This window comes from Kribbella sp. NPDC055110, from assembly GCF_053607525.1.
Genome location: NZ_JBSGTS010000001.1, coordinates 281,459 through 301,747 on the forward strand (window position 1 = coordinate 281,459; position 20,289 = coordinate 301,747).

Consider the following 20,289-nt stretch of genomic DNA (forward strand, 5'->3'; position numbering starts at 1 on the left):
CCTTTGCGACCCCCGCCGGTCCGCGCCGCCTGGTGCGGATTCCGGGCCGGTCGGTGGTGTCGTCGTACCCGAGAACAGGACCGTTCGATGACCGAAACCACTCCCACCTGGTCGTTCGAGACCAGGCAGATCCACGCCGGACAGACCTCCGACCTGACCACCAAGGCTCGGGCGCTGCCGATCTACCAGACCACGTCGTACACCTTCGACAGCACCGATCACGCCGCCAGCCTGTTCGGGTTGAAGGAGTTCGGCAACATCTACACCCGGATCCAGAACCCGACCCAGGACGCGGTCGAGCAGCGGGTCGCCAGCCTCGAAGGAGGCACCGCGGCCCTGCTGGTCGCCTCCGGGCAGGCCGCGGAAACCCTTGCCCTGCTGAACATCGCCGAGGCCGGCGACCACATCGTCAGCAGCCCGAGCCTGTACGGCGGCACGTACAACCTGTTCCACTACACGCTGCCGAAGCTCGGCATCGAAGTGTCATTCGTCGAGGACCCGAACGACCTGCAGTCCTGGAAGAGTGCCATCCGCGACAACACCAAGGTGTTCTTCGCCGAGACGATCGCGAACCCGAAGAGCGAGATCCTCGACATCGAGGGCGTCGCCGGAGTCGCGCACGAGTACGGCGTACCGCTGGTGGTGGACAACACGGTCGCCACGCCGTACCTGATCAGGCCGATCGAATACGGCGCCGACATCGTGGTGCACTCGGCGACCAAGTACCTGGGCGGCCATGGTACGGCGATCGCCGGCGTGATCGTGGACTCGGGCAGGTTCGACTACGCCGCGAACCCGGAGCGGTTCCCCGGCTTCAACACCCCGGACCCGAGCTACCACGGGCTCACCTACGCCCGCGATCTCGGCGTCGGGAGCGACCTCGGGAACCTGGCGTTCATCCTGAAGGCGCGGGTGCAGTGGCTGCGCGACCTCGGTCCGGCGGTGTCGCCGTTCAACGCGTTCCTGATCGCGCAGGGGCTGGAGACGTTGTCGTTGCGGATCGAGCGGCACGTGGACAACGCGTTGAAGGTGGCGCAGTGGCTGGAGGCGCGGGACGAGGTCGACAGCGTTGCGTACGCGAGTCTGCCGTCGTCGCCGTGGCATCAACTGGCGGAGAAGTACGCGCCACGCGGTGCAGGTGCGGTGGTCGCCTTCGAGATCAAGGGTGGAGTGGACGCCGGCAAGCGGTTCGTGAACGCGCTCCGGCTGCACAGCCACGTGGCGAACATCGGCGACGTGCGCTCGCTGGTGATCCACCCGGCCTCGACCACGCACAGCCAGCTGTCCGCCGAGGATCAGCTCGCCTCCGGTGTGACGCCGGGGCTGGTTCGGCTGGCCGTGGGTATCGAGCACCTCGACGACATCCTGGCGGATCTGGAGGTTGGTTTCGCCGCGGCGAAGTCGGCCTGATGAGCCAGGATCACCCACCCGCCGGCGTCCAGGTGCGGAAGGCCCGGCCGGTCCGGAGCAGGGAGCCCGGGGTCACCCCCGAGGATCCGGCCGGCCGTCCACCGCCTGTGGGGCGGTGCCATGCGCCCGGTCAGGTGGCCGGTGGATGGCGGGTGGGTGATCCTGTCGGCGCCCGGCGGTTCGCTGCCGTCGGCGACGTCTTGCTGGACAGCGGTACGACGCTGCCCGGCGTACGGATCGCCTACGAGACCTGGGGCCGGCCGAACGCCACCCGTGACAACGCCGTCCTCATCTGCCACGCCCTCACAGGGGACGCACACGTGGTCGGTGCGGCCGGGCCGGCGCACCCCACCCCGGGCTGGTGGGACGGACTGATCGGCGCCGGCCGGTACATCGATCCGGCCCGCTGGTACGTCGTCGCGGCCAACGTTCTCGGCGGATGTCAGGGCACCACCGGGCCGTCGAGTGATGCTCCGGACGGCCGGCCGTGGGGGAGCAGGTTTCCGGCGATCACGGTCCGGGACCAGGTCAGCGCCGAGGCTGCGCTGGCGGATGCCCTGGGCATCGATCGCTGGGCGGCCGTGATCGGTGGTTCGATGGGCGGGATGCGCGCGCTCGAGTGGCCGTTGATGTATCCGGGCCGGGTGGGAACCGCCGTCGTACTGGCGTCGACCGGTTACGCGTCCGCCGAGCAGATCGCGTGGTGTGCGCCGCAGCTCGCCGCGATCGAGTCGGATCCGGACTGGCAGGGCGGCGACTACCACGGAACAGGCCGGGCGCCCGCCGCCGGACTCGGCATCGCCCGCCGGATCGCGCACATCACCTACCGCTCGGAGTACGAGCTCGCCACCCGGTTCGGCCGCAAGCCTCAGGGCGACGGCCGATTCGCCGTCGAGTCCTACCTCGACCACCACGCGGCCAAGCTGGCCAAGCGGTTCGACCCTGGATCGTACGTCGTACTGTCCCGGGCCATGAACACCCACGACATCGGCCGCGGCCGCGGTGGCCTCGAGAACGCGCTCAGCCAGTTGGAGGCGCGACTCGTCGTCGCCACCGTCGACTCGGATCGTCTCTACCCGCCAAGGCTCTCCGCCGAACTGGTCGCAGCCTGCCCGCCGGCCGATCCCCTCCGCACCATCAAGTCGCCGTACGGCCACGACGGCTTCCTGATCGAACTCACGCAGGTCGGCACCCTGATCGCCGAATCCCTGCCCTAGCCCACATCGGTGGACGCGAAGCAGGTCCCGCAGGTGGGCCTACGCACCGGGAAGATCTCCTCGTACAGCTTCTCGACCAACTGCGCCAACATCACCTTCAAGGTCGTCGCCACCCGCTGTGCCTCGAAGTGGGACGGGTACGTTCACTGAACTTCTCAAGTCCACTGGAGGGGTGACCAGCCCTAACCATCCCCTGACCGGCTCGTCCAGGCTCTGCTGGGGTGCTGCCGTCGCGGTCCGGCGTCAGAGCACTTGATCAGTTGACCGGCAGGTCGCCGCGATGTGGCTGGACGAGGGCGGTCTTGAGTGCGTTGATCAGGCTGGTGCGGAAGGCGATCATGCTGGCGCCGTTCCCTCGCAGCACGTCGGCGCCGTGGTACATGCCGGGGACCTCGACGAGTTCGCAGGCGACGCCGGCCTGCTTGAGCCGGTGGGCGTAGTCGATGTCTTCGGTGTGGAAGAGGTCGAGGTCGCCGACGCCGATCCAGGCCGGTGGCAGGCCGGTCAGGTTACTGCGGCGGGCGGCCGCGATGTAGGGGCGGTCATCGGCGTGCGCGGGTGGGTGGCCGAGGTAGCAGGTCCAGGCGAAGCGGTTCGATGTGTGGGTCCACGGCGGCAGGAACGGGATGTTGGGCGTGGGCCGCAGGACGGTGCGGTCGTCGAGCATGGGATACACGAGTGCCTGGAAGGCGACCGGCACGCCGGTGTCGCCGGCGCGCTGGGCGAGGGTAGCGGCCAGGCCGCCACCGGAACTCTCGCCGCCGACGGCGATGCGGTCTGGGTGGACGCCGAGGTCCTCGGCGTGGTCGTGCAGCCAGCGCAGCGTGTGGTAGCAGTCGTCCAGGCCGGCGGGGTAGGGGTTTTCCGGAGCTAGGCGGTAGTCGATGTTGATCACGAGAATGCCGAGCTCAGCCGCGACCCGGCTGCACCAGCCATGGGCCATGTCTGGCGCGCCCATGATGGTGCCGCCGGCGTGCATCCACAGCAGGGCTGCGCTGGGCGTGCTGCGATACGGGGTCTGGTAGGTCAGTACGGTCACCGGTGCGCCGCCGGCCGGGACCGGCACTGTGTGGGTGTCGCACTGCACGCCGGGTTGAAGGGTGCCGCCTGGTGGGCGCCGGCGGCGGGCGATGGCCAGGGTGGTGGTGTTGGTGACGCTCAGCGGCAGGATGATCATCGGGTGCCGAAGGCCGGGCGCCACAGGGGCGAGCGCGCGACGACGTACGACGATGCCGCGCGCGGTGGCCGCCACGGTCGCGACAGCGATCAGCCCGCCGAGGACGGAAAGCAAGGTCATGCGCTGCTCCTGGTGATGGCTGGTTGCGGTATCACTGAATTGGCTCCGGTGAGCTGGCGCGGTTATCCGGCTGCCCCGGGAGCCACGGCCCGGACGGCGGCGCGGGTCGACTCGAGGAAGTCGTGGGTTGCGATGTGTGCGAGGTAGCCGTCGGGCCGGACGAGCAGCAGCGTGTCGCCTTCGAGCCCGTAGGTGCGGCGGAAGTCGGGTTGTGGCTGGACCATGACGCGCCGCAGTGGCGCTCCCGCGGCGGGCCAGTCGAGTTCGCCGCTGGCCGCGGCGGCCTGCGGGCCGTAGGCGACCAGGGTGAAGTGCGGCCCTCGGAAGGTGTCGAACAGGCGTGAGCCGGGCAGTTCGGCGTCCGGCGCCCGGTCGCCGGCCTGCAGCGTCGTCGTACGGTCGCCTCCGGCCGGGGCGAGCGGACCGCCGCGGTAGGTGAGCGAGAGCTGTTGTTCGTCCTTGCCGCGGCGCAGGCTCGACGGGTCGAGCTTGGCGATGCCTTCGTACTTCTTCGTGGACAGGCCGAGCACGCCGGCGGCGATGGGCAGGCGTTCGGCCTCGTAGCTGTCGAGCAGCCGGGGGTCGGCTCCCGCCAGGACCTGGCCGAGCTTCCAGCCGAGGTTGTAGGCGTCCTGGATGCCGGTGTTGAGGCCCTGCGCGCCGGCCGGGGTGTGCACGTGCGCGGCGTCGCCGGCGAGGAGGACCCGGTCGCGGCGGTAGGTTTCGGTCAGGCGGATGTTGGGCCGGAACACCGACCGCCACTGGATGTCGCGTACGGCGATAGCGCGGTTGTGGGTGTGCGCCTGGATCCGCCGGGTGGTGGCCTCTTCGCCCTCGGGTGGTTCCTCGTCCGGGGCAAGCCGGATCATCCACTGGTACAGGTCGGTGTTCGGCAGCGGGCAGGCGCCGGCGAACCGGCCTTTCACTCCCGGCCAGACGTGCCAGCGGTCGCGGGACAGTCCGGTGGTGATGGCGTCGACGATGAGCATCCGGTCTGCCTCGCGGGTTTCGCCGAGGAACCCGACGTCGAGGTGTTTGCGGACGGCACTGGATCCGCCGTCGGCGCCCACGAGGTAGCGGGCGGTGATCCGTTCCGGGCCGTCGTCGCCGATCACCGTGGCGGTGACCGACATACTGTCCTGGTCGAAACCGGCGAGCTCGCGGCCGTATTCGACCTTGCCGCCGAGCTGTTCGAGCCGGTCGTGCAGTACGGCGTCGGTGCGGTACTGGGGCATCAGCCGGGTGTTCGGGTACGGGACGTCGGCGGTGCGGTCGCGGTTGCGGAACATCCGCCACGGGACGGTGACCGGTCCCAGGTGGATGCCCAGGCGCGGGTAGTCGCTGCTGCCGGCGAGGACGTCGTCGAGTACGCCGATGTCGTCGAACACCTCCAGGGTGCGCGGCTGGATGCCCTTGGCGCGGGAGCCTTCGAAGGAGTGCGGGGCCTTGTCGATGATCCGGACGGCCAAGCCGCGGCGGAGGAGGTCGATGGCCAGGGTGGTGCCGGTCGGGCCGGCGCCGGCGATCAGGACGTCGAGGGGTTCGTTCATGGTTCAAGCCGATCGGAGTAGGAAGCGAGGAACGACGCGAGCAGGTCGCCGACGTCGTCCGGCCGTTCGTAGGGGGCCATGTGGCCGCATTGGGTGATGACGTGGGTCTGCTGCGGGTGCAGTAGTTCGCGGACGGTGTCGAGGTGGCTGATGGGGGTGACCTGGTCGTCGTCGCCCCACACCAGCAGGACGGGGAGGCCCAGCTCGCCGGTGCTGCGGAACAGTTCCTGTCGTTCGTACAGCGGGAAGTCTTGGAGGGTTTGGAAGAACGCGTACAGGGAGCCTTCGTAGCGGTAGGCGTCGCGCACCATGGCGACCAGCTCGGCGGACAGCTCGGGGTCGCGGACGTTGTGCCCGAGGTGGCCTTCCAGGAGGTTGCGGCCGAAACGCCTAGCGACGAATCCGCCGATGACGTCGTTGCGAAGCAAACGCTGCGGCAGCGGACGCTTGCCCAGCCCGGCCGGCCCGACGACGGCGAGCGTGGCCACTGTGTTCGGGTGCAGGTTCGCGTAGGACATTGCGACCAGGGCGCCCATCGAGGTGCCGACGACGTGCCACGGCGGCTTGAGGTCAAGGGCCGAGGTCAGCTCGGCGAGCTGCCGGACGAACAACGCTTCGTCGTAGCGGCCCTCGATTCGGTCGGAGTAGCCGCGGCCGTAGGCGCTGCAGGCCAAGGTGCGCACGCCGCGGGCATGCAGCCGCGCCGCGAGTGCGTCCCAATAGGACAGTGGGATGGTGATGCTGCCGACCAGCACGGCGAGTTCACCGTTCTCCGGGCCCGTCAGCTCGTAGTGCGTCACCCCGTCGGACAGGGTGACGAAGCTGCCGCGCAAGGTCCGGCGATTGGCCGCGTCGAGCCGGCGGTCCTCGTCCGAGGCGACGAAGTACTTCATCGCAGGAACTCCGTGATCGCGGCGGCTACCCAGTCGGGGTCCTCTTCCGGCAGCAGGTGGCCACCGTCGGCGTGGACGTGCTCGGCGGCGCCGGGGATGTCGCTGGCGAAGTGCTGCCCGTCGATGCCGGCGCTGCGCAGGACCAGCGTCGGGACTGCGATCTTCGGGATTTCGGCGCTGCGGTCGGGCTGGTCGGTGTTGGCGAAGTCGACGAACGCCGACCGGTTCCCCGGACGGCTCGTCAGCGCGTGCACCCGGTCCACCATGGCGGCGTCCACGATGTTCGTGTTCGCGCCGACGGCTTCACGCAGCCCGCGTTCGGTCGCGCTCCGCGGCAGCCACCGCCGCAGCACGGGGCGCAGCAGCGGGTTCCGGGCCAGCCGCAACCCCGCGGGCAGCGTCTTCTCCGGGTAGCCGGTGGCGTTGATCAGCACCAGCGCGTCCACCCGCTCCGGGGCGTCCAGGGCCAGATTCCACGCGATGTTGCCGCCGAGCGAATTGCCCACCAGCACGAAGTGCGGTACCTCGATCGCGGTCAGGAAGCGGGCGATCGTGCGCGCGTAGGTCTGGACGCGGTAGTCGCGATCCGGACGCGGCCCCGTGCGTCCGAAGCCGGGCAGGTCCGGACGGATCACGTCGTAGGACGCCGCCAACAGCGCCGCTACCCGCTCGAAGCCCTCCAACGACGACCCGCTGCCATGCAACAGCACCACCGCGGGCCCTTGACCTGCGCGTTCGTAGTGAACGCGCAAGCCGTCGACCGAAACTGACTGAGTGCTCGTCATAATGGCTACAGTGTTGCCGTTATTATGCTGTGCGTCAACCGCCGTGCAAGCCCGCGTCGACGTAGATGATGCGGTGCTGCGAGGCCAGGTCGGTGGTGCACGTCTTGCTTGATGTGAGCGGCGTGCGCCGTTTCATGAATCTCTTCGGTTGGGGCGGGAGGCGCCCGTCGCGGCTTGCCGTACTCAGCGGAAGGCGAACAGTTCGAAATGCACGTGATCGCGGGAGAATCCGCTCCGACCCAGAGCGCGCGCGAGGCCGTCGACCATCGGGCGGGGGCCGCAGAGGAACACATCGATGGTGGGATCGAGCACTCCGGTGTCGGTGGCTCGGCAAGCGATCTGTTCGAGGGTGAGGCGGCCTGATTCTTTGGTGCGCACGTGGTGCACGCGAACGGTGGGGTGTTCTCGACTGACAGCGTCGACTTCCTCGGCGAACAGGGCAGTCTCCGGGCTTGAGGTGACGTAGAAGAAGTCCACTCGTGCCGGCAGGCCGGCTGATCGGCCTGCGAGCCAGCCGAGGAAGGGCGCGACGCCGACACCTGCGGCGATCCAGATTTGGCGGTCGCCGCCCACGGTGTGATCGAACATCCCGAACGGTCCGGTGACCTTCGCCGCCAGACCCGGTTCGAGGCGCTCGTACATGAGTGCGGTATCGCGGCCGGCAGCTTTCACGATCAGGCGCAGCCGGCCGTCCGGCAGCACACCGGCGACGCTGAACGGGTGCTCACGTCTTCCGGCGCCACCGCGGACCTCGAGATAGATGAACTGGCCGGGAATCACCTCGACTGCCCGGTCTGTGGGCTGGACGACGACTTCCAGGGTGTCGGTCGACAGGCGACGAACGGAGGAGACGACGGCCTCGGCCGCAGGTAGAAGGCGTCGCATGAGCAGTTCCGTGTATCCGTACGCGACTGTCGCGACCGTGCCGAGACCGACGAAGATCAGCCGCAGCAGGGTCGATCCGGCGATGACGTCGTCGAGCGCGAGACCGTGCAGGAAGGCGAAGATCACGAGTCCGCCGGTCAGGCGGTGGAGGCCGAGCCAGCGTCCGTAGTGCAATCGGATCAGGTCGCCGATCCGGGGGTAAGAGATCGCGACGAGGGCCACGAGCCCGAGAATCGATGCGGCGCCCAGCACGATCCCGGCAGTACCGGCCAGACCGGACGGCGCGCCCTGTTCCAGGGCCGGGGCGATCGTGGTGAGGATCGCATGGGGTACGACGAGGAGGCCGACCGCGACGGTGGCGCTCCAGCGGTGCCAGAGGTACATCCGGTCCAGGCCACCGAACCACGGTTCCAGCCGACGCCATTTGGTGGCGAGCACTAGGGACACCGTCATGAGGAAGACTGCCGAGACGCCCCACATCTCGCCGGTGAGGTAGCCGGTGCCCACGTCCTCCGGGGAGAATCGCAGCCAGAGGAAGATCAGCAGCCCCAGACCGCCCACGACCACGACCGGACCGCCCTGACGCCGCTTGAGCCTGGCGTCCACGGGCCGCCGCAGGATGCGCACAACGTACGCGGCGATCGCTACCAGGACTGCCATGATCGTCTTCCTTGATCGTTGGGCTGATTTGCCCGCTTGGAGCCCGACTCCTCGCTCGGCACGCTGCGGAGGGCATTTGGGCGGACTATTTATGGCTACGTTGTAGCCGATATTGCCAGGTGCGGTCAAGCCCGACATACTTGACGTGTGCCACCATCCACGAACAGTCGCGGCGCGACGTCCAACGGCAGACGCGCGCCCGGCCGCCCCGCGATGCCCCGCGAGCAGATCGTCGCGGCGGCGCTGGCGATCCTCGACGAGGAAGGCGCCGACGCGCTGTCCCTGCGTGCCGTGGCCCAGCGGCTGGAGTCGAGCACGGCGACGCTGTACCGCCACTTCGACGGCCGCGCGGATCTGCTCGCGCAGGTGGTCGACCGCATCTTCGGCGAGATCGACGTCGACCCGGGACAGGCGGCGACCTGGCAGGACGCGTGCGGTGCCTTGGCCACCGCGATGTTGGAGGTACTGCGCAGGCACGGCAACGCGGCCCCGCTGGTCGGCGCGCACGTCCCCGTCGGCCCCAACGCCCTGCTGCACCGCGAGCGCGCCCTGGCGCTCCTGCTCGCCGCGGGGTTCTCGCCCGCACTGGCGGCACGGGCCTATGCCACCCTGGCGCGGCACGTCCTCGGCTTCGCGATGCAACTGAACCAGGACGCCGCCGCCCAGCGCCGCGAGGACACCGAGGTGTCCGCCCAGCTGCACCGACTGGACCCGGACCAGTTCCCTGCTACGGTCGCGGTCGCCGATGCGCTCCCGGTGACCCTGGAGGACGAGTTCGACTTCGGGTTGCGGTTGATCATCACCGGCCTGGAGGCGGCCCGGACCGGAGAAGGCCGCGATTGAACCGGTGACGTGCTGGCTGGTTCCCCGGCCGCGCTCCGCACTTTACGTCGGCGGTGTACCGAACCCGAGCTCGGAGGCATGCGGAAACCCTGTGGCCTCGACCCCGGGGCTCTTCTCTGATCTCGATCGCGGCGCGTCGGATCCACCAGTGTTGTGGCCCCGGGTGTGCCGCTGGCACGGCGGTGGCGTGAAATTTCGGTGTGCATCGGGTCGGGTCGACTCGGTAACACGCTCACCGGTCGCACCGCAACGGTACGCCGGGTGGTGCGCGATTCGAAGTGACGTGGGACGGGCCTCGCCCACACCTCGGCTACAGGTTCCATCCAATGGCGGCCGGTCGATAGCAGCACCTGGCAAGTCATCTCCACCTTCACCACCGACACCGCCGGCGCCGCCACCGTTATCCGGGCCTTCCCCGGGCTCGGCGATTTCCGGGTCTGGATCGACGACACCCCAACCAGTTGGGCTCCTATCAGCTCGCCGAAGTACATCGAAGAGACCTGTTAATGACCTGCTGCCTGACCTGCCTCGCCGCAGGTCAGGCAGCAGAAGGTCTACCAGCCGAGGACCAAGGATGGTCTCGATCGGGTTCGGGAGGCTGGACCCTCACCAGAGATCGCGAGCCCAACGACCACTGGCCCGCCTACCCGTCCTGGAGGTGTGGCCTCGTTCAAATCTGATGACGCCTTGTCGTCTATCCAGGACTCCGATCGTTGCGAGCGATCATCAGTACGGCGGAAAGCTCACCATCGAGACGCAAGCGTCCGCGCTCGCCGGTGAAGCTCTCGCGCTGCAGGCGCGGGGGACCGCGAGCCAGCGCATTCGAAGCGCGCTCTACGGCTGCGCAGCCTCATTCACGTCGAGTGCAATGTGGGCTGCCATCGCCGGTCCGACACCGCGCAACGACACTTCGATCGAGCAGGGGGCCTGGCCACCATGTCAGGCGACCCGGCGATCCAGTTCAGGATCTGGTCCCCCGCCGGCAGCCGGTACCGTCACATGGCCAGGCCGGTTGACGCGTTGGCCGCCAATGACGTCGCGCGTCGGCTGCAGATTGCGAGGCGAGATCCGATGTTCGCCTCTCTTGGTCATGCAAGACATGCCGCGATCCTGGGGCAGACCGGCGATCACCGCGCCGTACGCCAGGCCGTAGCCCATGCCGAAGACGCTCTGAGCAGATCTGAACCGGGGGGACGAGAGGCCGCTGTGGCTGAACGCGTTTTACGACCAGGCCGAGTTGGAGAATCCGGCTCTGGCCGGCTATCTGGCGCTCGGGGACTACGAGGTGGCTGAGGGCCACGCTCATCGGAGCCTCGCGCTTCTGCGGCCCGGCATGCGGCGTACGCGATCGATCACGACCGCCCGACTGGCCAAGGCACAGCTCGGCCAAGGCGACCTGGAGGAAGCGGTCGCCACCGCGATGTCGATCCCGATCGAACCGACCGGCGTGCATCCACGCATCAACTCGATGCTCCGAGACTTCGGCAGCACACTTGCAGATTGCCGCACCATCGAGCGACCCGGCAACCGCCTGGGATCCATACGCACACGACTCACTGAGGAAGCTTCTGTGACCCCTGACGGCATTGCACTGCGCCATTCCACCGTGATCGAAGACGTATGGAGCACGATGATCGAGGTATACGCCGACGTGCGCGCGGACCAGCTTCATCTGCCGAACTACTCAGTCGAGCGATTCGGCGAACAGCTTGCGCGGCATGCGGCGGATCCGGGGTGGGAGGTTGTCATCGGCTACGACGCGGACGAGCCGGTGGGGTTTGCGTACGCGAACACGCTCGCACCCGACGATCGCTGGTGGCGGCGGATGACCACCCCGCTACCCGAGGGCTGCACCGAGACGCCGACCGTGGCGGTGAAGGAGATCATGCTGCGTAAGCCGTGGCGGGGGCAGGGGATCGCTCTGCTGATTCATGACGAGCTGCTCCGTGGTCGTCAGGAGGTGCATGTTTCGTTGCTGGTCAACGCATTGAACGGCGACGGGAAGGTCAAGGCGCTCTACGAATCCTGGGGATACGAGCAGCTCAGTACACAACAGCCGTCCGTCAACGGCCCGGTCCTCACCGCCATGCTCCGACCAATGCGACCAGCTTGACGGTCTGCAAGTCGATGTCGGGTCAGGGAGCGCCTGCCTGAATCGGCGCCGGGGCACCGCGCTCGGCAATTCATCCAGTATCTGGTGCCGTTCGGGGTCGTCGTCAGAGCATTCCGCGTCCGCCGGAGGCGGCCGGAAGACAGGCGCCGCGAAGCGGTGTCCTATCGGGAGGTCGGCGGCTCACTGGCCGACCCTGTTCAGAAGAAGAGTGTCCGAGGCCGGACACGCACCTTAACCACACGCCTCGAACTGTGCGGAGAAGCAGGACGTGGGGCGGGCCCAATCCCTTAGGTCGCGGGGCGAGCATCCGAGGTGTTGGCGAGGCAATGCCTCACTCGTCCGCGGGGCTCGACAGAGGATGCGCAGATTGAGACAGACGGTGCAGTTGTTCAACCGGTGGCGATAGCCGTGGGAACTCGCCCATACTCATCTGCGTGGAGTTTGATATCGACTCGGTGATGGGTGCGGACTGGCCACGATGGGTCTCGGAACCGACGCTTGACGTCAACGACTCGGTGTGGGTCGCCGCCGACGAGTCGGGTACTTCTGGGGAGAACCTGGTGGACCGGGACTTCGTGGTCGCACATGCGACGGTTCGTATCGACGATGCGACCGCAGCTCCGATCCTTGCTGAGTTGAGAGAGCGGGCCGGCGCTAAGCAGGCACCTGAGGCGAAGTTCTCGCAGTTTCTGAAGGATCCGGGACTAAATGCGTTGGCCGAGGTCTTCGGACCTAGTGGTCCGCTCTATGAACGTGTGAGCTTGATGGTCGCTGACAAGCCGTTCATCATCGTGGCCAAGATCGTTGACCTCATCGTCGAAGAATGGGCGCACGACCGTGGGCTCAACCTCTACGCCTCTGGCGGCGCCCGGCAGATGGCCTTGATGCTGAGCCAGAAAGGCCCTCAAGCACTCGGCGATCTGTGGGAGCCCTTGATGGCTGCGTTCGTGTCCTTGGCTCGGACCAAACAGCGTAAGGGAGCGAAAGAGACCGTGGCCTCCTTCTACGCCAGGCTGAGCGAGGCTCGACGGCAGTGCTGGCGGAGTGATGTGGGCCGTGTGCTCGACGTCTTGCTCGACGGCAAGAAGCACGCCCACGACCTCGTACGCTTCGTCGCTGACGAGGCGAACGTTGCGGCGACGATGGATCCAATGAGTTTTCTGCTCGGCGACCAGGTAGCGATGGTCTGCCGTCGCTACGGCCCGGTTCGCTTCCTGCACGACGAGCAGAACGTCCTGACTCGGCCCTTTGTCGATGCGGTACTGCGTGGAGCGGCGGCGAGCCATGTGGCGTTTCGAGGCGAGGGACCTCCGCCGACACTCACTGACTTCGGGCTCGGGCGCTCCAAAGACCACCCATCGATTCAGCTCGCTGATCTGGCAGCTTCGTCGGGCCGCGTCGTCATCGAGGCACACCTCGGTAGACCGAGCCGGGCGGCGGACCTGTTGCGCGATGTGGTGAGTCCATCCATCGTATGGGGCGTCCTCAGAGACGGCGACGCCTTCTGGGCCAACCAGGCAGACCGAGTCTCGTGAGACTGGCGCCGGAGACACACACGGAGGGCTTGGGCAGTCCATGTCCGCTGACCTCGTTCGCGAAGTCCGGCCTGCTACACCCGGGGGCGCCTCGAGGCAACCAGGCCGTGCCACTGATGGTGCGCACGCCGCTGTGAAATGCAGGCTGAATGGAGGCACTGCTGTCAGACTGATGCGTCAGCCGTGATTGGTGCTGCGATCGAGAGTGCGTCGCACCCAGGGGACTAGGAGTGACGGTGGCGACCAAGAGCGCGATCGAGTGGACCGAGACCACCTGGAATCCGGTGACGGGTTGCGATCGGATCGCCGCCGGTTGCGACAACTGTTACGCCCTGACGCTGTCGAAGCGCCTGAAAGCCATGGGCGTGGCGAAGTATCAGCACGACGGTGATCCCCGCACGAGCGGACCCGGATTCGGAGTGATGACGCATCCGCGGGCGCTCGCTGAGCCGTACAGTTGGAGGGGTTCGCGGCTCGTGTTCGTCAACTCAATGAGCGATCTCTTCCATGCGAAGGTGCCGATTGGATTTGTGCGGGATGTCTTCGACGTGATCCGAGAGACTCCATGGCACACCTATCAGGCCCTAACCAAGCGAGCACATCGGCTTTGCCGAATGGCGGATCGCTTGGACTGGCCCAGCAACCTGTGGATGGGGGTGTCAGTCGAGTCGAGTGATGTGATCGAGCGGATCGACCAGTTACGCGGTGTTCCCAGCGCTCGCCGCTTTCTCTCGTGCGAACCATTGTTGGGACCGCTACCCGATCTCGGTCTTGAAAGTATCGACTGGGTGATCGTGGGCGGTGAGTCCGGCCCGCGTGCGCGGCCGATGAGTCCCGAGTGGGCGACCGAGATTCGGGATCAGTGTCTTGCGGGATCGTAGCGTTCTTCTTCAAACAGTGGGGCGGACGTACTCCCAAGGCCAATGGCCGCTTGCTGGATGGTCGAACCTGGGACGAAATGCCGCGACTTGCCGGGTAATCCAGCATCGCTCCAGCAATTGCGGCACATTGATCGCAGTAGGTCGGCGCAGTGTGTCGACGATCGCGCTCGGACCATGAGCCACAGGGAGGAGCAGGCAGTATGGCGGTCCAGAACACCGTGCCATGGGCGGCGGATCCGCATACCAAGACCAAGCACGACCTCTATGCGCGTTATCTCGGCAAGTGGATGCCGATTATGGTCAACGGTTGGGGAGCGGACATCACCTATGTCGAAGGCTTCGCGGGTCCAGGTGTCTACAGCGACGGCTCGCCCGGCTCGCCTGTCATTGCCCTTCGGACCCTCGTCAGCGACTCGAGCATCAGGACGAAGGTAAGGTCCGGTGGGATGCGCTTCGTCTTTGTTGATCACGACCAGCGCTGTATCGACAAACTTCCCCATGAGTTGGCCAAGGCGGCATCCCCGGTGCCGCTGGCTGAGCTCGCGCAGCACGGCATTCACGTGGCGATCGAGAAGGGCGAGTGCGAGCCGGATCTTGCGCGAGCCCTGACTCGCGAGGGTGCATGGAAACGTCCTATTCTCGCCGTACTCGACAGCTGGGGCGCCGGCGTGTCGTTCGAGCTGGTTAAGCGCATCGCGGACAACCCGGGCAGAGTCAAGCCATGTCTGTAGTTTGTGACTTGGTAGCTGCCGGCCTGCTCGCGCGAGCAGACGGAGCGACCACGGCGAATTGTTTGTCGTTCCACCACGTCGTATCGCTCCCTGCATGAGAGGGCGTGAACCAGTTGGGTTGTTCAAGGGTCGAGCGGCAGGACCTTGGGAATGCGCGGGCTGTTCGGTCGACCGGCGTTGACATCTTCTCGCACTCAGTCAGCGACGGCCTGGATCGGCATCCCGATCTGAAGAGGCGATCGCTGTAGCTGGCGCGACCGCTCGGAGACGAAGACGCGAGTCAGGGTTCGAATTCTGTCGAGTTACCGGACAGGGGCAGGATCTCGGACCGCGGCCCCTATAACCCTCGGACGGCTGAGTCCCGTCAGTCACGGCTTTGTCTTCCGCCAGATCCGACTGGGAGGGGTTGCGACGTGCGGGTCGGGCGTGGCTATGACCGTCTCCTCGATGGTTGCAGAGTCGATCACTCGGAATCTCGAGCGGATCGTCGATCCGGTGTCAGGATGGGCGAGGGCTGCCTCGAAGCTGATGCTCAGAGGGTGCTCGGCGTTCAGGCGTTGGGCGTTGTCGGACCCGACGTGCCAGGCCAGTCCGGTGACGGAGAGCGCGGTGCGGTGGGCAGTTTCGCGCGCACGCAGGAAGAGCTGACCGGTCGGGCCGAACTCGACGTCGATCGCGTACGGCGCACCGGGACTGGTCCATGCGCCCCCGATCCAGTCGTCGGGACGGATGTGTCGCCGCGGCTGGATCCAGATCAGTCGCCGTTCGCTGCCGCGGTGACCGGGCAGATAGCCGAGCTCCAAGCTGTCGCTCGACTCGTACTGTGCCAGCGCATCGTCCTGGGTCCGTCCGCCACGCCTCTCGATCACGGTGACGAAGGAACGCAGGTTGGGCTGGCTCAGTGACCGCGGGTCCTCGGGATCGGGCTCGGATATGCGGGCGATCAGGAGCACTCCGTCGTCCTGGTGGTTCGACTGGTAGGCCTCGATCGCCGGCATCCGGGCAGAGATCTCGTTTCGGATCCGGAGGTCGATTCCTGCCTCGTTCAACCGCTCGAGGATCCTGTCGATGTTGTCGGCGATCCACTCCATCACCTCGGCGCCGCCCCGCGGTCGATTCCGCGACGCTGGTTCCCTGGTAGGGCGGGTGCCCGATCTGCTCGCGCCGCCCGTGTCGCGCTCGGAACGGGCGGTTTGCGTGGCGGGCTGCCTCTTCGGGGTTGCCGTGTCCCGGCGGCGGGTCGTCGAGGAGCCAGTCGCTCGCATCGGTGTCTCGCTCGAACCTCTTAGCGCCTCGGAGTCGCCTGTTCTCTCGTGCGGCTGGGGGAGTGGCGGGGTGGGCGACTCGATACGCGTCCGCTCGGGCGTAGGGGGTTTGTCGAGCGGTGGCGGTTTGAGCTGCTCGGGTGGCGCAGGAGGAACCGAAGCCGATGGCTTGCCTGAGCGTAGAGCCGTGTCCCGGTTCTGCTTCGGTTTGGGCTTCGGTTTCACCCGAGATGACGGCTTGTCGGGCACTACGACCTGCTTGGGGAACTCGGAGAAGGGCTCGGTCTCGGGTGTCTCCTTGTTCCCGGCCGACAGGATGTCTGGAGGTGAGCTGGTCGATCGCGAAGCGTCCGCCGGCTCGCGCCGGCCGATGCCCACTGGTGCCGTCGCCGGTGGAATCGCGGCCCTCTTCTTGGCCTTGGCCTGCCGGTTTCGCTGTGCCTGAACCTGGGACGGAGGGGCGACGCCGGCCTTGGAAGCCAGCTTCTCTTCGGCTTCGGCGAGCTCCTGCTTCGTGACGTCGACACGTTGGGCAGCGGTCCGCATCTTGAGCCACTCACCGCGACCACCCTCGCCGTAGAATGCCAGCGCGCGGTCCAGGGCCTTCGCGTTTGGTGAGCCTCCGAGATACACCGTGTCGTCGGTGACGCGGATTCGCACGGTGGTCCAGGCTCCGTCCTCGAAGACCTGGATTCGGCGGTCATCGCGGATGCGTTCGCGAACACTGGCGAACTGTCCGGCCTCCTTGCGCGGAGCGGTCGTTCCGTGCTCCTTGGCGTAGGCTCTCGCTTCTGCTTTGTTCCGCTCGTGAGGTCGCCGTTCGGCTCTCTCGGCGAGTTCGTTCTCCTTCGATTGTTTGTACTCAGCGATCAGAACGGCCTCGCGCGTGTCGCCCGTGCCCACCAGGACTATGCCATCGGTCAGTTTCGACCCGTCGACGGCTCGGACACGGCGTCCCTCGTAGAACATCGGGGTCGAGTCGCGGTGCTGCTCCCCGAGTAGCTTGGCCCGGCCCTCGGGTGATTGGAGGGCGGCGCGGATCTCGGCTTGGCCCAGCTCCTCGACGATCTCGCCTCGAACGTCTCCGCCGGCCTTGACGATCCTGTCCAGACGCGCTGCCGACACGGGGTCGCGCAGGAGCTTGTCGACGGGTCGGAGTGCGAGTTCCTCGTCCTTTCTGGTCTGGCGCGCGACCATCACCCCCGTTGGCCCGGGGACCGGTGCGGTCGCGCCGAGAGCGGCTCGAGCTGCGCTGGTGGCGGCTGCGCTTTCTGCTCCACTGGTCTCGAGAGGGAGCGATTCGGTCGGCAGGCGGTCGCCGAGTTCGGGATTGCCGCTGCCGCGGCCCTGTTGGACGACATGGGCGAGTTCGTGAGCAAGTAGCATCCGGCCGCGAAGGGTGTCTGGGTCGTATTTGCCGGCTCCGAAGACGACGTGACGGCCGATCGTGAACGCGGCCGCGTCGAGGGTGTCAGCGAGCTCGGCGCTGGCCGGGCCCGTGTGGATCACGACATCGCCGAAGGGCGCGCGCATCGAGCGCTCCATTGACGTTCGCACCCCAGCGTCCAGTTGGTGCGATTCGTCGCGCAGCGACTGGAGCATCATGTGCTGGTCTGCATTCGACGCCGAGTGGCTCATGACGGTGCTCCGCCGGTCTCGAGTTGCGTTATTCGGTTGGAGTCGGCGGAGAGTCCATGTCCGCCTCGGATCGATCTGGTGGAGCAATGTGCGAACTGAGGACCAGGTCTGCGCGGCTCTTGAGTCCGAGCTTGCCCAGGGCCGCGTGCATGTGTGTTTTGACGGTCGACTCGCCAACCATCAGCCGTGCTGCGATCTGACGGTTGGTGAGACCGCGGGCAGCGAGGTCTGCGACCAGTGCCTCCCTGGCTGTGAGATGTGGCTGCACGGTTGCGAGCGGACGACTGGCCCGGGGAATGACCGGTGGGGCCGGTCGGCGCTGTAGCGCCTGCAGGATGACGGCTCCGATCCGGGGGCTGCACGGCGACTGGCCGCAAACGGCGAGCCGGACGGCATCGAGGACGTCGGTCAAAGGTTGGTCCGAGTCGACGAACCCGGTGACGCCGGCCTCGGCCGCGCGCACCACTGCCTCGGCGTGGCCGCGGCCGGTGCCGATTCCGACCGCGATGATCCGTGTCCTCGGGGCCGTGCGCCGGAGCGATTCGAGCACGGCGACGACGTTGTCGATCCCGAAGTCGAGCAGGGCGACCGCGGGATGCGGCGGCGCCATGCAGGCGAGGGCTTCAGCGCCGGTCGCTGCCTGACCGACCACTCGGAACCCCGGCTCACGCGTGATTGCGGAGGCGAAGGCATCGCGATAGGCGCGCACTGGAGCGACCAGGACGACGTCGATCATGCGGGGCTTCCGAGGTGCTCAACTGAGGCTGGACAATGAAACCGCTGTGCGGACGTGCATCCCGATCTGACGATGCCCGCGTCCGCTCGGTGCCGGCGTGCCACCGGGTACGGCCGTCAGTTGCCGGCGGCGCATACCTGGGATCGCCCGCGAAGATGGAGGACACTCCGCCTCGCACTTCGACAGCCGCGAATTCTTGCTCAACTACCGGAAATTCAACCTGATCCCCGGAAACGATATGGCACACGTCGGTTCCCCCCAATGCGTGTCCAGCAGTTGTGCGGCTGACTGTGCCGGCAGCGGTGCGCACGAGATCGCCTGCTCATTCCAAGATAGGCATTGAGCGCAGGCGAAGTAACCCCTTGCTGCCCAGCAAGTACTTCGGCTGGATCGCGACCGATTCCGTCGGTGGGTAATTCAGACAATCAATTGAAGCGGCCGTCAGTTGATGGGCGGTTGTACGTAGAAGAGAAGGTGGAAGCGGCCGCCCTGATGGCCGTCGCCGGACGGTAGGGCGTTGCCGGTGGTGCCCCATCCGTTCCTGTCCACCCAACCGTGGGGCCGGCGATGCTCCACACCGGCGGGCAGGGGCCAGATCTCGTCGAGTATCGCCGCCGAAAGCTTGCTGCCGGCGAAATCGCTGTCCAGTAACTGGGGCGGGTGTGAAACGTCGGTGATCGACGACTCGGATCGAACTTGGATCAGATAAAGGTACGCGGGCCACTGGCCGTCCGGCTGTAGGTCGTACCGCGCGAGCTGCCTTCGGCCCGAGTCGAGGGGAACGACTTCGAGCTTCGCAATGCTGGTGAAGTTCCGGGAGATGTCCTCCGGGTAGATGGCCCAGGCTCGAAGCCAAGGATCCGGATGGTCGAGGCCGGTGCCGTCCATCTCGCGGTCGAAGCTGAGCTCGATCCGCCGGCGCTGCGTGTTCGAGCCCTCGGGCAGCACCACTCCATTGCCGGGTGAATGGGAAGTGATACGGGGAGGCGGAGGGACGGGCTCCGGCCGGCCGGCCGAGACCGTGACCGAATCCGTCCCGACGTTGCCGTCGGAGTCCGTTGCCTCAGCCAGGACGGTGTGGCGCGTGACCTGCGTGGGTTTGTCCTCGTCGTCCCAGCTGAGCACTGTCGACATCGAAGTCCCGTGACCTAGCGGCTCGTGCCTGATGTCGTTGTGGAAGTCGAACCACTGCACCGACTGGCCCGACAGCGGCCCATCCTCCGGGTCGCTCGCAGAGGCTTGGAACTCCACCGAGGTGACGTCTCCTGAGGGGAATGTTGCTCCGCTCTCGGGCTGCGTGATGGTCACGCTCGGGGCGTTGTCAGGCCGCGGGGTGCAAGTGAATCCATAACGGCCGAACGAAGCGAGGAACCGGCGGTGCGTGAGCGGGTCGACAAGAACACCGCCGCCGGCGTCGACTCGCAGGTCCGCCAGGACGAGCCATGGTGAGCAGCAGTCGGGACACAACCGGGTGCCGAGCCGACGCATACGCGGACTGCAGCCGACCGCCTCTTTTCGATCGTCCAGTAAAGAGCCATCCTGTGCGCCCTCCTGATAACAGTCAGGGAGCGCGTCGAGCACACCGAGTGCGAAGCTCTCGGCGACTCGGCTGTACTCACACGGGTCGTCGTCGCAGCCGCACGCGCAAGCGGTCGCGCGTACCGGCCGCGTTGATTGCTCGGCGTACCTGATCGCCAGGTAATAGGTGCGTTCTGGATCGCGACGCTCGCGGACCGGAGCGCACCAGGGATCCGCCGGAGGTCCGCAGACATCGGCGGCGTCGGGCCGGGGCGACCGCATGTCGACCCGCACGTCGTCTGGCACACACACCTCGTCGCCGCAGCCTGTCA

The 20,289-nt window shown here is 67.1% G+C and carries 18 protein-coding genes; 9 read left to right on the forward strand and 9 right to left on the reverse strand.

What is annotated here, in order from left to right:
- Nucleotides 1-87 precede the first annotated feature (87 nt).
- From ACWF0M_RS01225 to ACWF0M_RS01235, 3 genes are all read left to right on the forward strand, one after another.
- Nucleotides 88-1,410 (forward strand): bifunctional o-acetylhomoserine/o-acetylserine sulfhydrylase, encoded by a 1,323-nt coding sequence (locus tag ACWF0M_RS01225; RefSeq protein WP_452233570.1) that lies wholly within the window; start codon nucleotides 88-90, stop codon nucleotides 1,408-1,410.
- Nucleotides 1,411-1,562: 152 nt separating this feature from the next.
- A complete protein-coding gene (gene metX / locus ACWF0M_RS01230; RefSeq protein WP_452233571.1) occupies nucleotides 1,563-2,627 on the forward strand; it encodes a homoserine O-acetyltransferase MetX in 1,065 nt (354 codons plus the stop codon).
- 9 nt (nucleotides 2,628-2,636) lie between these two features.
- On the forward strand, nucleotides 2,637-2,777 hold the full coding sequence (locus tag ACWF0M_RS01235; protein ID WP_452233572.1) for a hypothetical protein: 141 nt from the start codon (nucleotides 2,637-2,639) through the stop codon (nucleotides 2,775-2,777).
- 106 nt (nucleotides 2,778-2,883) lie between these two features.
- Here the strand turns inward: ACWF0M_RS01235 and ACWF0M_RS01240 are convergent, their stop codons facing one another.
- The 5 genes from ACWF0M_RS01240 to ACWF0M_RS01260 form a co-directional block, all read right to left on the reverse strand.
- Nucleotides 2,884-3,924, reverse strand: a complete 1,041-nt coding sequence (locus tag ACWF0M_RS01240; RefSeq protein ID WP_452233573.1) for an alpha/beta hydrolase — start codon at nucleotides 3,922-3,924, stop codon at nucleotides 2,884-2,886.
- 62 nt (nucleotides 3,925-3,986) lie between these two features.
- Nucleotides 3,987-5,474, reverse strand: coding sequence for an FAD-dependent oxidoreductase (locus tag ACWF0M_RS01245; protein ID WP_452233574.1), 1,488 nt, complete (start codon nucleotides 5,472-5,474; stop codon nucleotides 3,987-3,989).
- Nucleotides 5,471-6,367 carry an alpha/beta fold hydrolase gene (locus ACWF0M_RS01250; RefSeq protein ID WP_452233575.1) on the reverse strand — a complete coding sequence of 299 codons (897 nt, stop codon included), beginning with the start codon at nucleotides 6,365-6,367 and terminating at the stop codon, nucleotides 5,471-5,473. The genes ACWF0M_RS01245 and ACWF0M_RS01250 overlap by 4 nt, the downstream gene beginning before the upstream one ends.
- Nucleotides 6,364-7,080 carry an alpha/beta fold hydrolase gene (locus tag ACWF0M_RS01255; RefSeq protein ID WP_452233576.1) on the reverse strand — a complete coding sequence of 239 codons (717 nt, stop codon included), beginning with the start codon at nucleotides 7,078-7,080 and terminating at the stop codon, nucleotides 6,364-6,366. The genes ACWF0M_RS01250 and ACWF0M_RS01255 overlap by 4 nt, the downstream gene beginning before the upstream one ends.
- 255 nt (nucleotides 7,081-7,335) lie before the next feature.
- Nucleotides 7,336-8,826 (reverse strand): ferredoxin reductase family protein, encoded by a 1,491-nt coding sequence (locus ACWF0M_RS01260; RefSeq protein ID WP_452233577.1) that lies wholly within the window; start codon nucleotides 8,824-8,826, stop codon nucleotides 7,336-7,338.
- 18 nt (nucleotides 8,827-8,844) lie between these two features.
- Between ACWF0M_RS01260 and ACWF0M_RS01265 the strand changes: the two genes are divergently transcribed.
- Complete coding sequence (locus ACWF0M_RS01265) at nucleotides 8,845-9,540, forward strand: TetR/AcrR family transcriptional regulator (RefSeq protein WP_452233578.1); 696 nt, start codon at nucleotides 8,845-8,847, stop codon at nucleotides 9,538-9,540.
- Nucleotides 9,541-10,479: 939 nt separating this feature from the next.
- Here ACWF0M_RS01265 and ACWF0M_RS01270 read toward each other — a convergent pair.
- On the reverse strand, nucleotides 10,480-10,698 hold the full coding sequence (locus tag ACWF0M_RS01270; RefSeq protein WP_452233579.1) for a hypothetical protein: 219 nt from the start codon (nucleotides 10,696-10,698) through the stop codon (nucleotides 10,480-10,482).
- A gap of 79 nt (nucleotides 10,699-10,777) precedes the next feature.
- On the opposite strand from ACWF0M_RS01270, the gene ACWF0M_RS01275 reads away from it, so the two are divergent.
- The 5 genes from ACWF0M_RS01275 (at nucleotide 10,778) to tcmP (ending at nucleotide 14,800) form a co-directional block, all read left to right on the forward strand.
- Nucleotides 10,778-11,653 carry a hypothetical protein gene (locus tag ACWF0M_RS01275; protein ID WP_452233580.1) on the forward strand — a complete coding sequence of 292 codons (876 nt, stop codon included), beginning with the start codon at nucleotides 10,778-10,780 and terminating at the stop codon, nucleotides 11,651-11,653.
- 434 nt (nucleotides 11,654-12,087) lie between these two features.
- Entirely contained in the window at nucleotides 12,088-13,188 is a 1,101-nt protein-coding gene (locus ACWF0M_RS01280; RefSeq protein WP_452233581.1) for a hypothetical protein, read from the forward strand.
- Between the two features lie 236 nt (nucleotides 13,189-13,424).
- Nucleotides 13,425-14,069: a DUF5131 family protein gene (locus tag ACWF0M_RS01285; protein WP_452233582.1), complete on the forward strand. Its 645-nt coding sequence runs from the start codon at nucleotides 13,425-13,427 to the stop codon at nucleotides 14,067-14,069.
- A complete protein-coding gene (locus tag ACWF0M_RS01290) occupies nucleotides 14,051-14,167 on the forward strand; it encodes a DUF5131 family protein (protein WP_452233583.1) in 117 nt (38 codons plus the stop codon). The genes ACWF0M_RS01285 and ACWF0M_RS01290 overlap by 19 nt, the downstream gene beginning before the upstream one ends.
- 102 nt (nucleotides 14,168-14,269) lie before the next feature.
- Nucleotides 14,270-14,800 (forward strand): three-Cys-motif partner protein TcmP, encoded by a 531-nt coding sequence (gene tcmP, locus ACWF0M_RS01295; RefSeq protein ID WP_452233584.1) that lies wholly within the window; start codon nucleotides 14,270-14,272, stop codon nucleotides 14,798-14,800.
- Between the two features lie 368 nt (nucleotides 14,801-15,168).
- Here tcmP and ACWF0M_RS01300 read toward each other — a convergent pair whose 3' ends face one another.
- From ACWF0M_RS01300 to ACWF0M_RS01310, 3 genes are all read right to left on the reverse strand, one after another.
- Nucleotides 15,169-17,703, reverse strand: coding sequence for an eCIS core domain-containing protein (locus tag ACWF0M_RS01300; protein WP_452233585.1), 2,535 nt, complete (start codon nucleotides 17,701-17,703; stop codon nucleotides 15,169-15,171).
- 28 nt (nucleotides 17,704-17,731) lie between these two features.
- Nucleotides 17,732-18,439 (reverse strand): LuxR C-terminal-related transcriptional regulator, encoded by a 708-nt coding sequence (locus tag ACWF0M_RS01305; protein ID WP_452233586.1) that lies wholly within the window; start codon nucleotides 18,437-18,439, stop codon nucleotides 17,732-17,734.
- Nucleotides 18,440-18,880: 441 nt separating this feature from the next.
- Nucleotides 18,881-20,263, reverse strand: coding sequence for a hypothetical protein (locus tag ACWF0M_RS01310; RefSeq protein WP_452233587.1), 1,383 nt, complete (start codon nucleotides 20,261-20,263; stop codon nucleotides 18,881-18,883).
- Nucleotides 20,264-20,289 lie beyond the last annotated feature (26 nt).

Excerpts from the sequence above, each read along its gene's own strand:
- ACWF0M_RS01225 (WP_452233570.1), top strand. The coding sequence starts at position 88 with ATGACCGAAACCACTCCCACCTGGTCGTTCGAGACCAGGCAGATCCAC.
- ACWF0M_RS01240 (WP_452233573.1), bottom strand. The coding sequence starts at position 3,924 with ATGACCTTGCTTTCCGTCCTCGGCGGGCTGATCGCTGTCGCGACCGTG.
- ACWF0M_RS01245 (WP_452233574.1), bottom strand. The coding sequence starts at position 5,474 with ATGAACGAACCCCTCGACGTCCTGATCGCCGGCGCCGGCCCGACCGGC.
- ACWF0M_RS01250 (WP_452233575.1), bottom strand. The coding sequence starts at position 6,367 with ATGAAGTACTTCGTCGCCTCGGACGAGGACCGCCGGCTCGACGCGGCC.
- ACWF0M_RS01270 (WP_452233579.1), bottom strand. The coding sequence starts at position 10,698 with ATGGGCTACGGCCTGGCGTACGGCGCGGTGATCGCCGGTCTGCCCCAG.
- tcmP (WP_452233584.1), top strand. The coding sequence starts at position 14,270 with ATGGCGGTCCAGAACACCGTGCCATGGGCGGCGGATCCGCATACCAAG.
- ACWF0M_RS01300 (WP_452233585.1), bottom strand. The coding sequence starts at position 17,703 with ATGAGCCACTCGGCGTCGAATGCAGACCAGCACATGATGCTCCAGTCG.
- ACWF0M_RS01305 (WP_452233586.1), bottom strand. The coding sequence starts at position 18,439 with ATGATCGACGTCGTCCTGGTCGCTCCAGTGCGCGCCTATCGCGATGCC.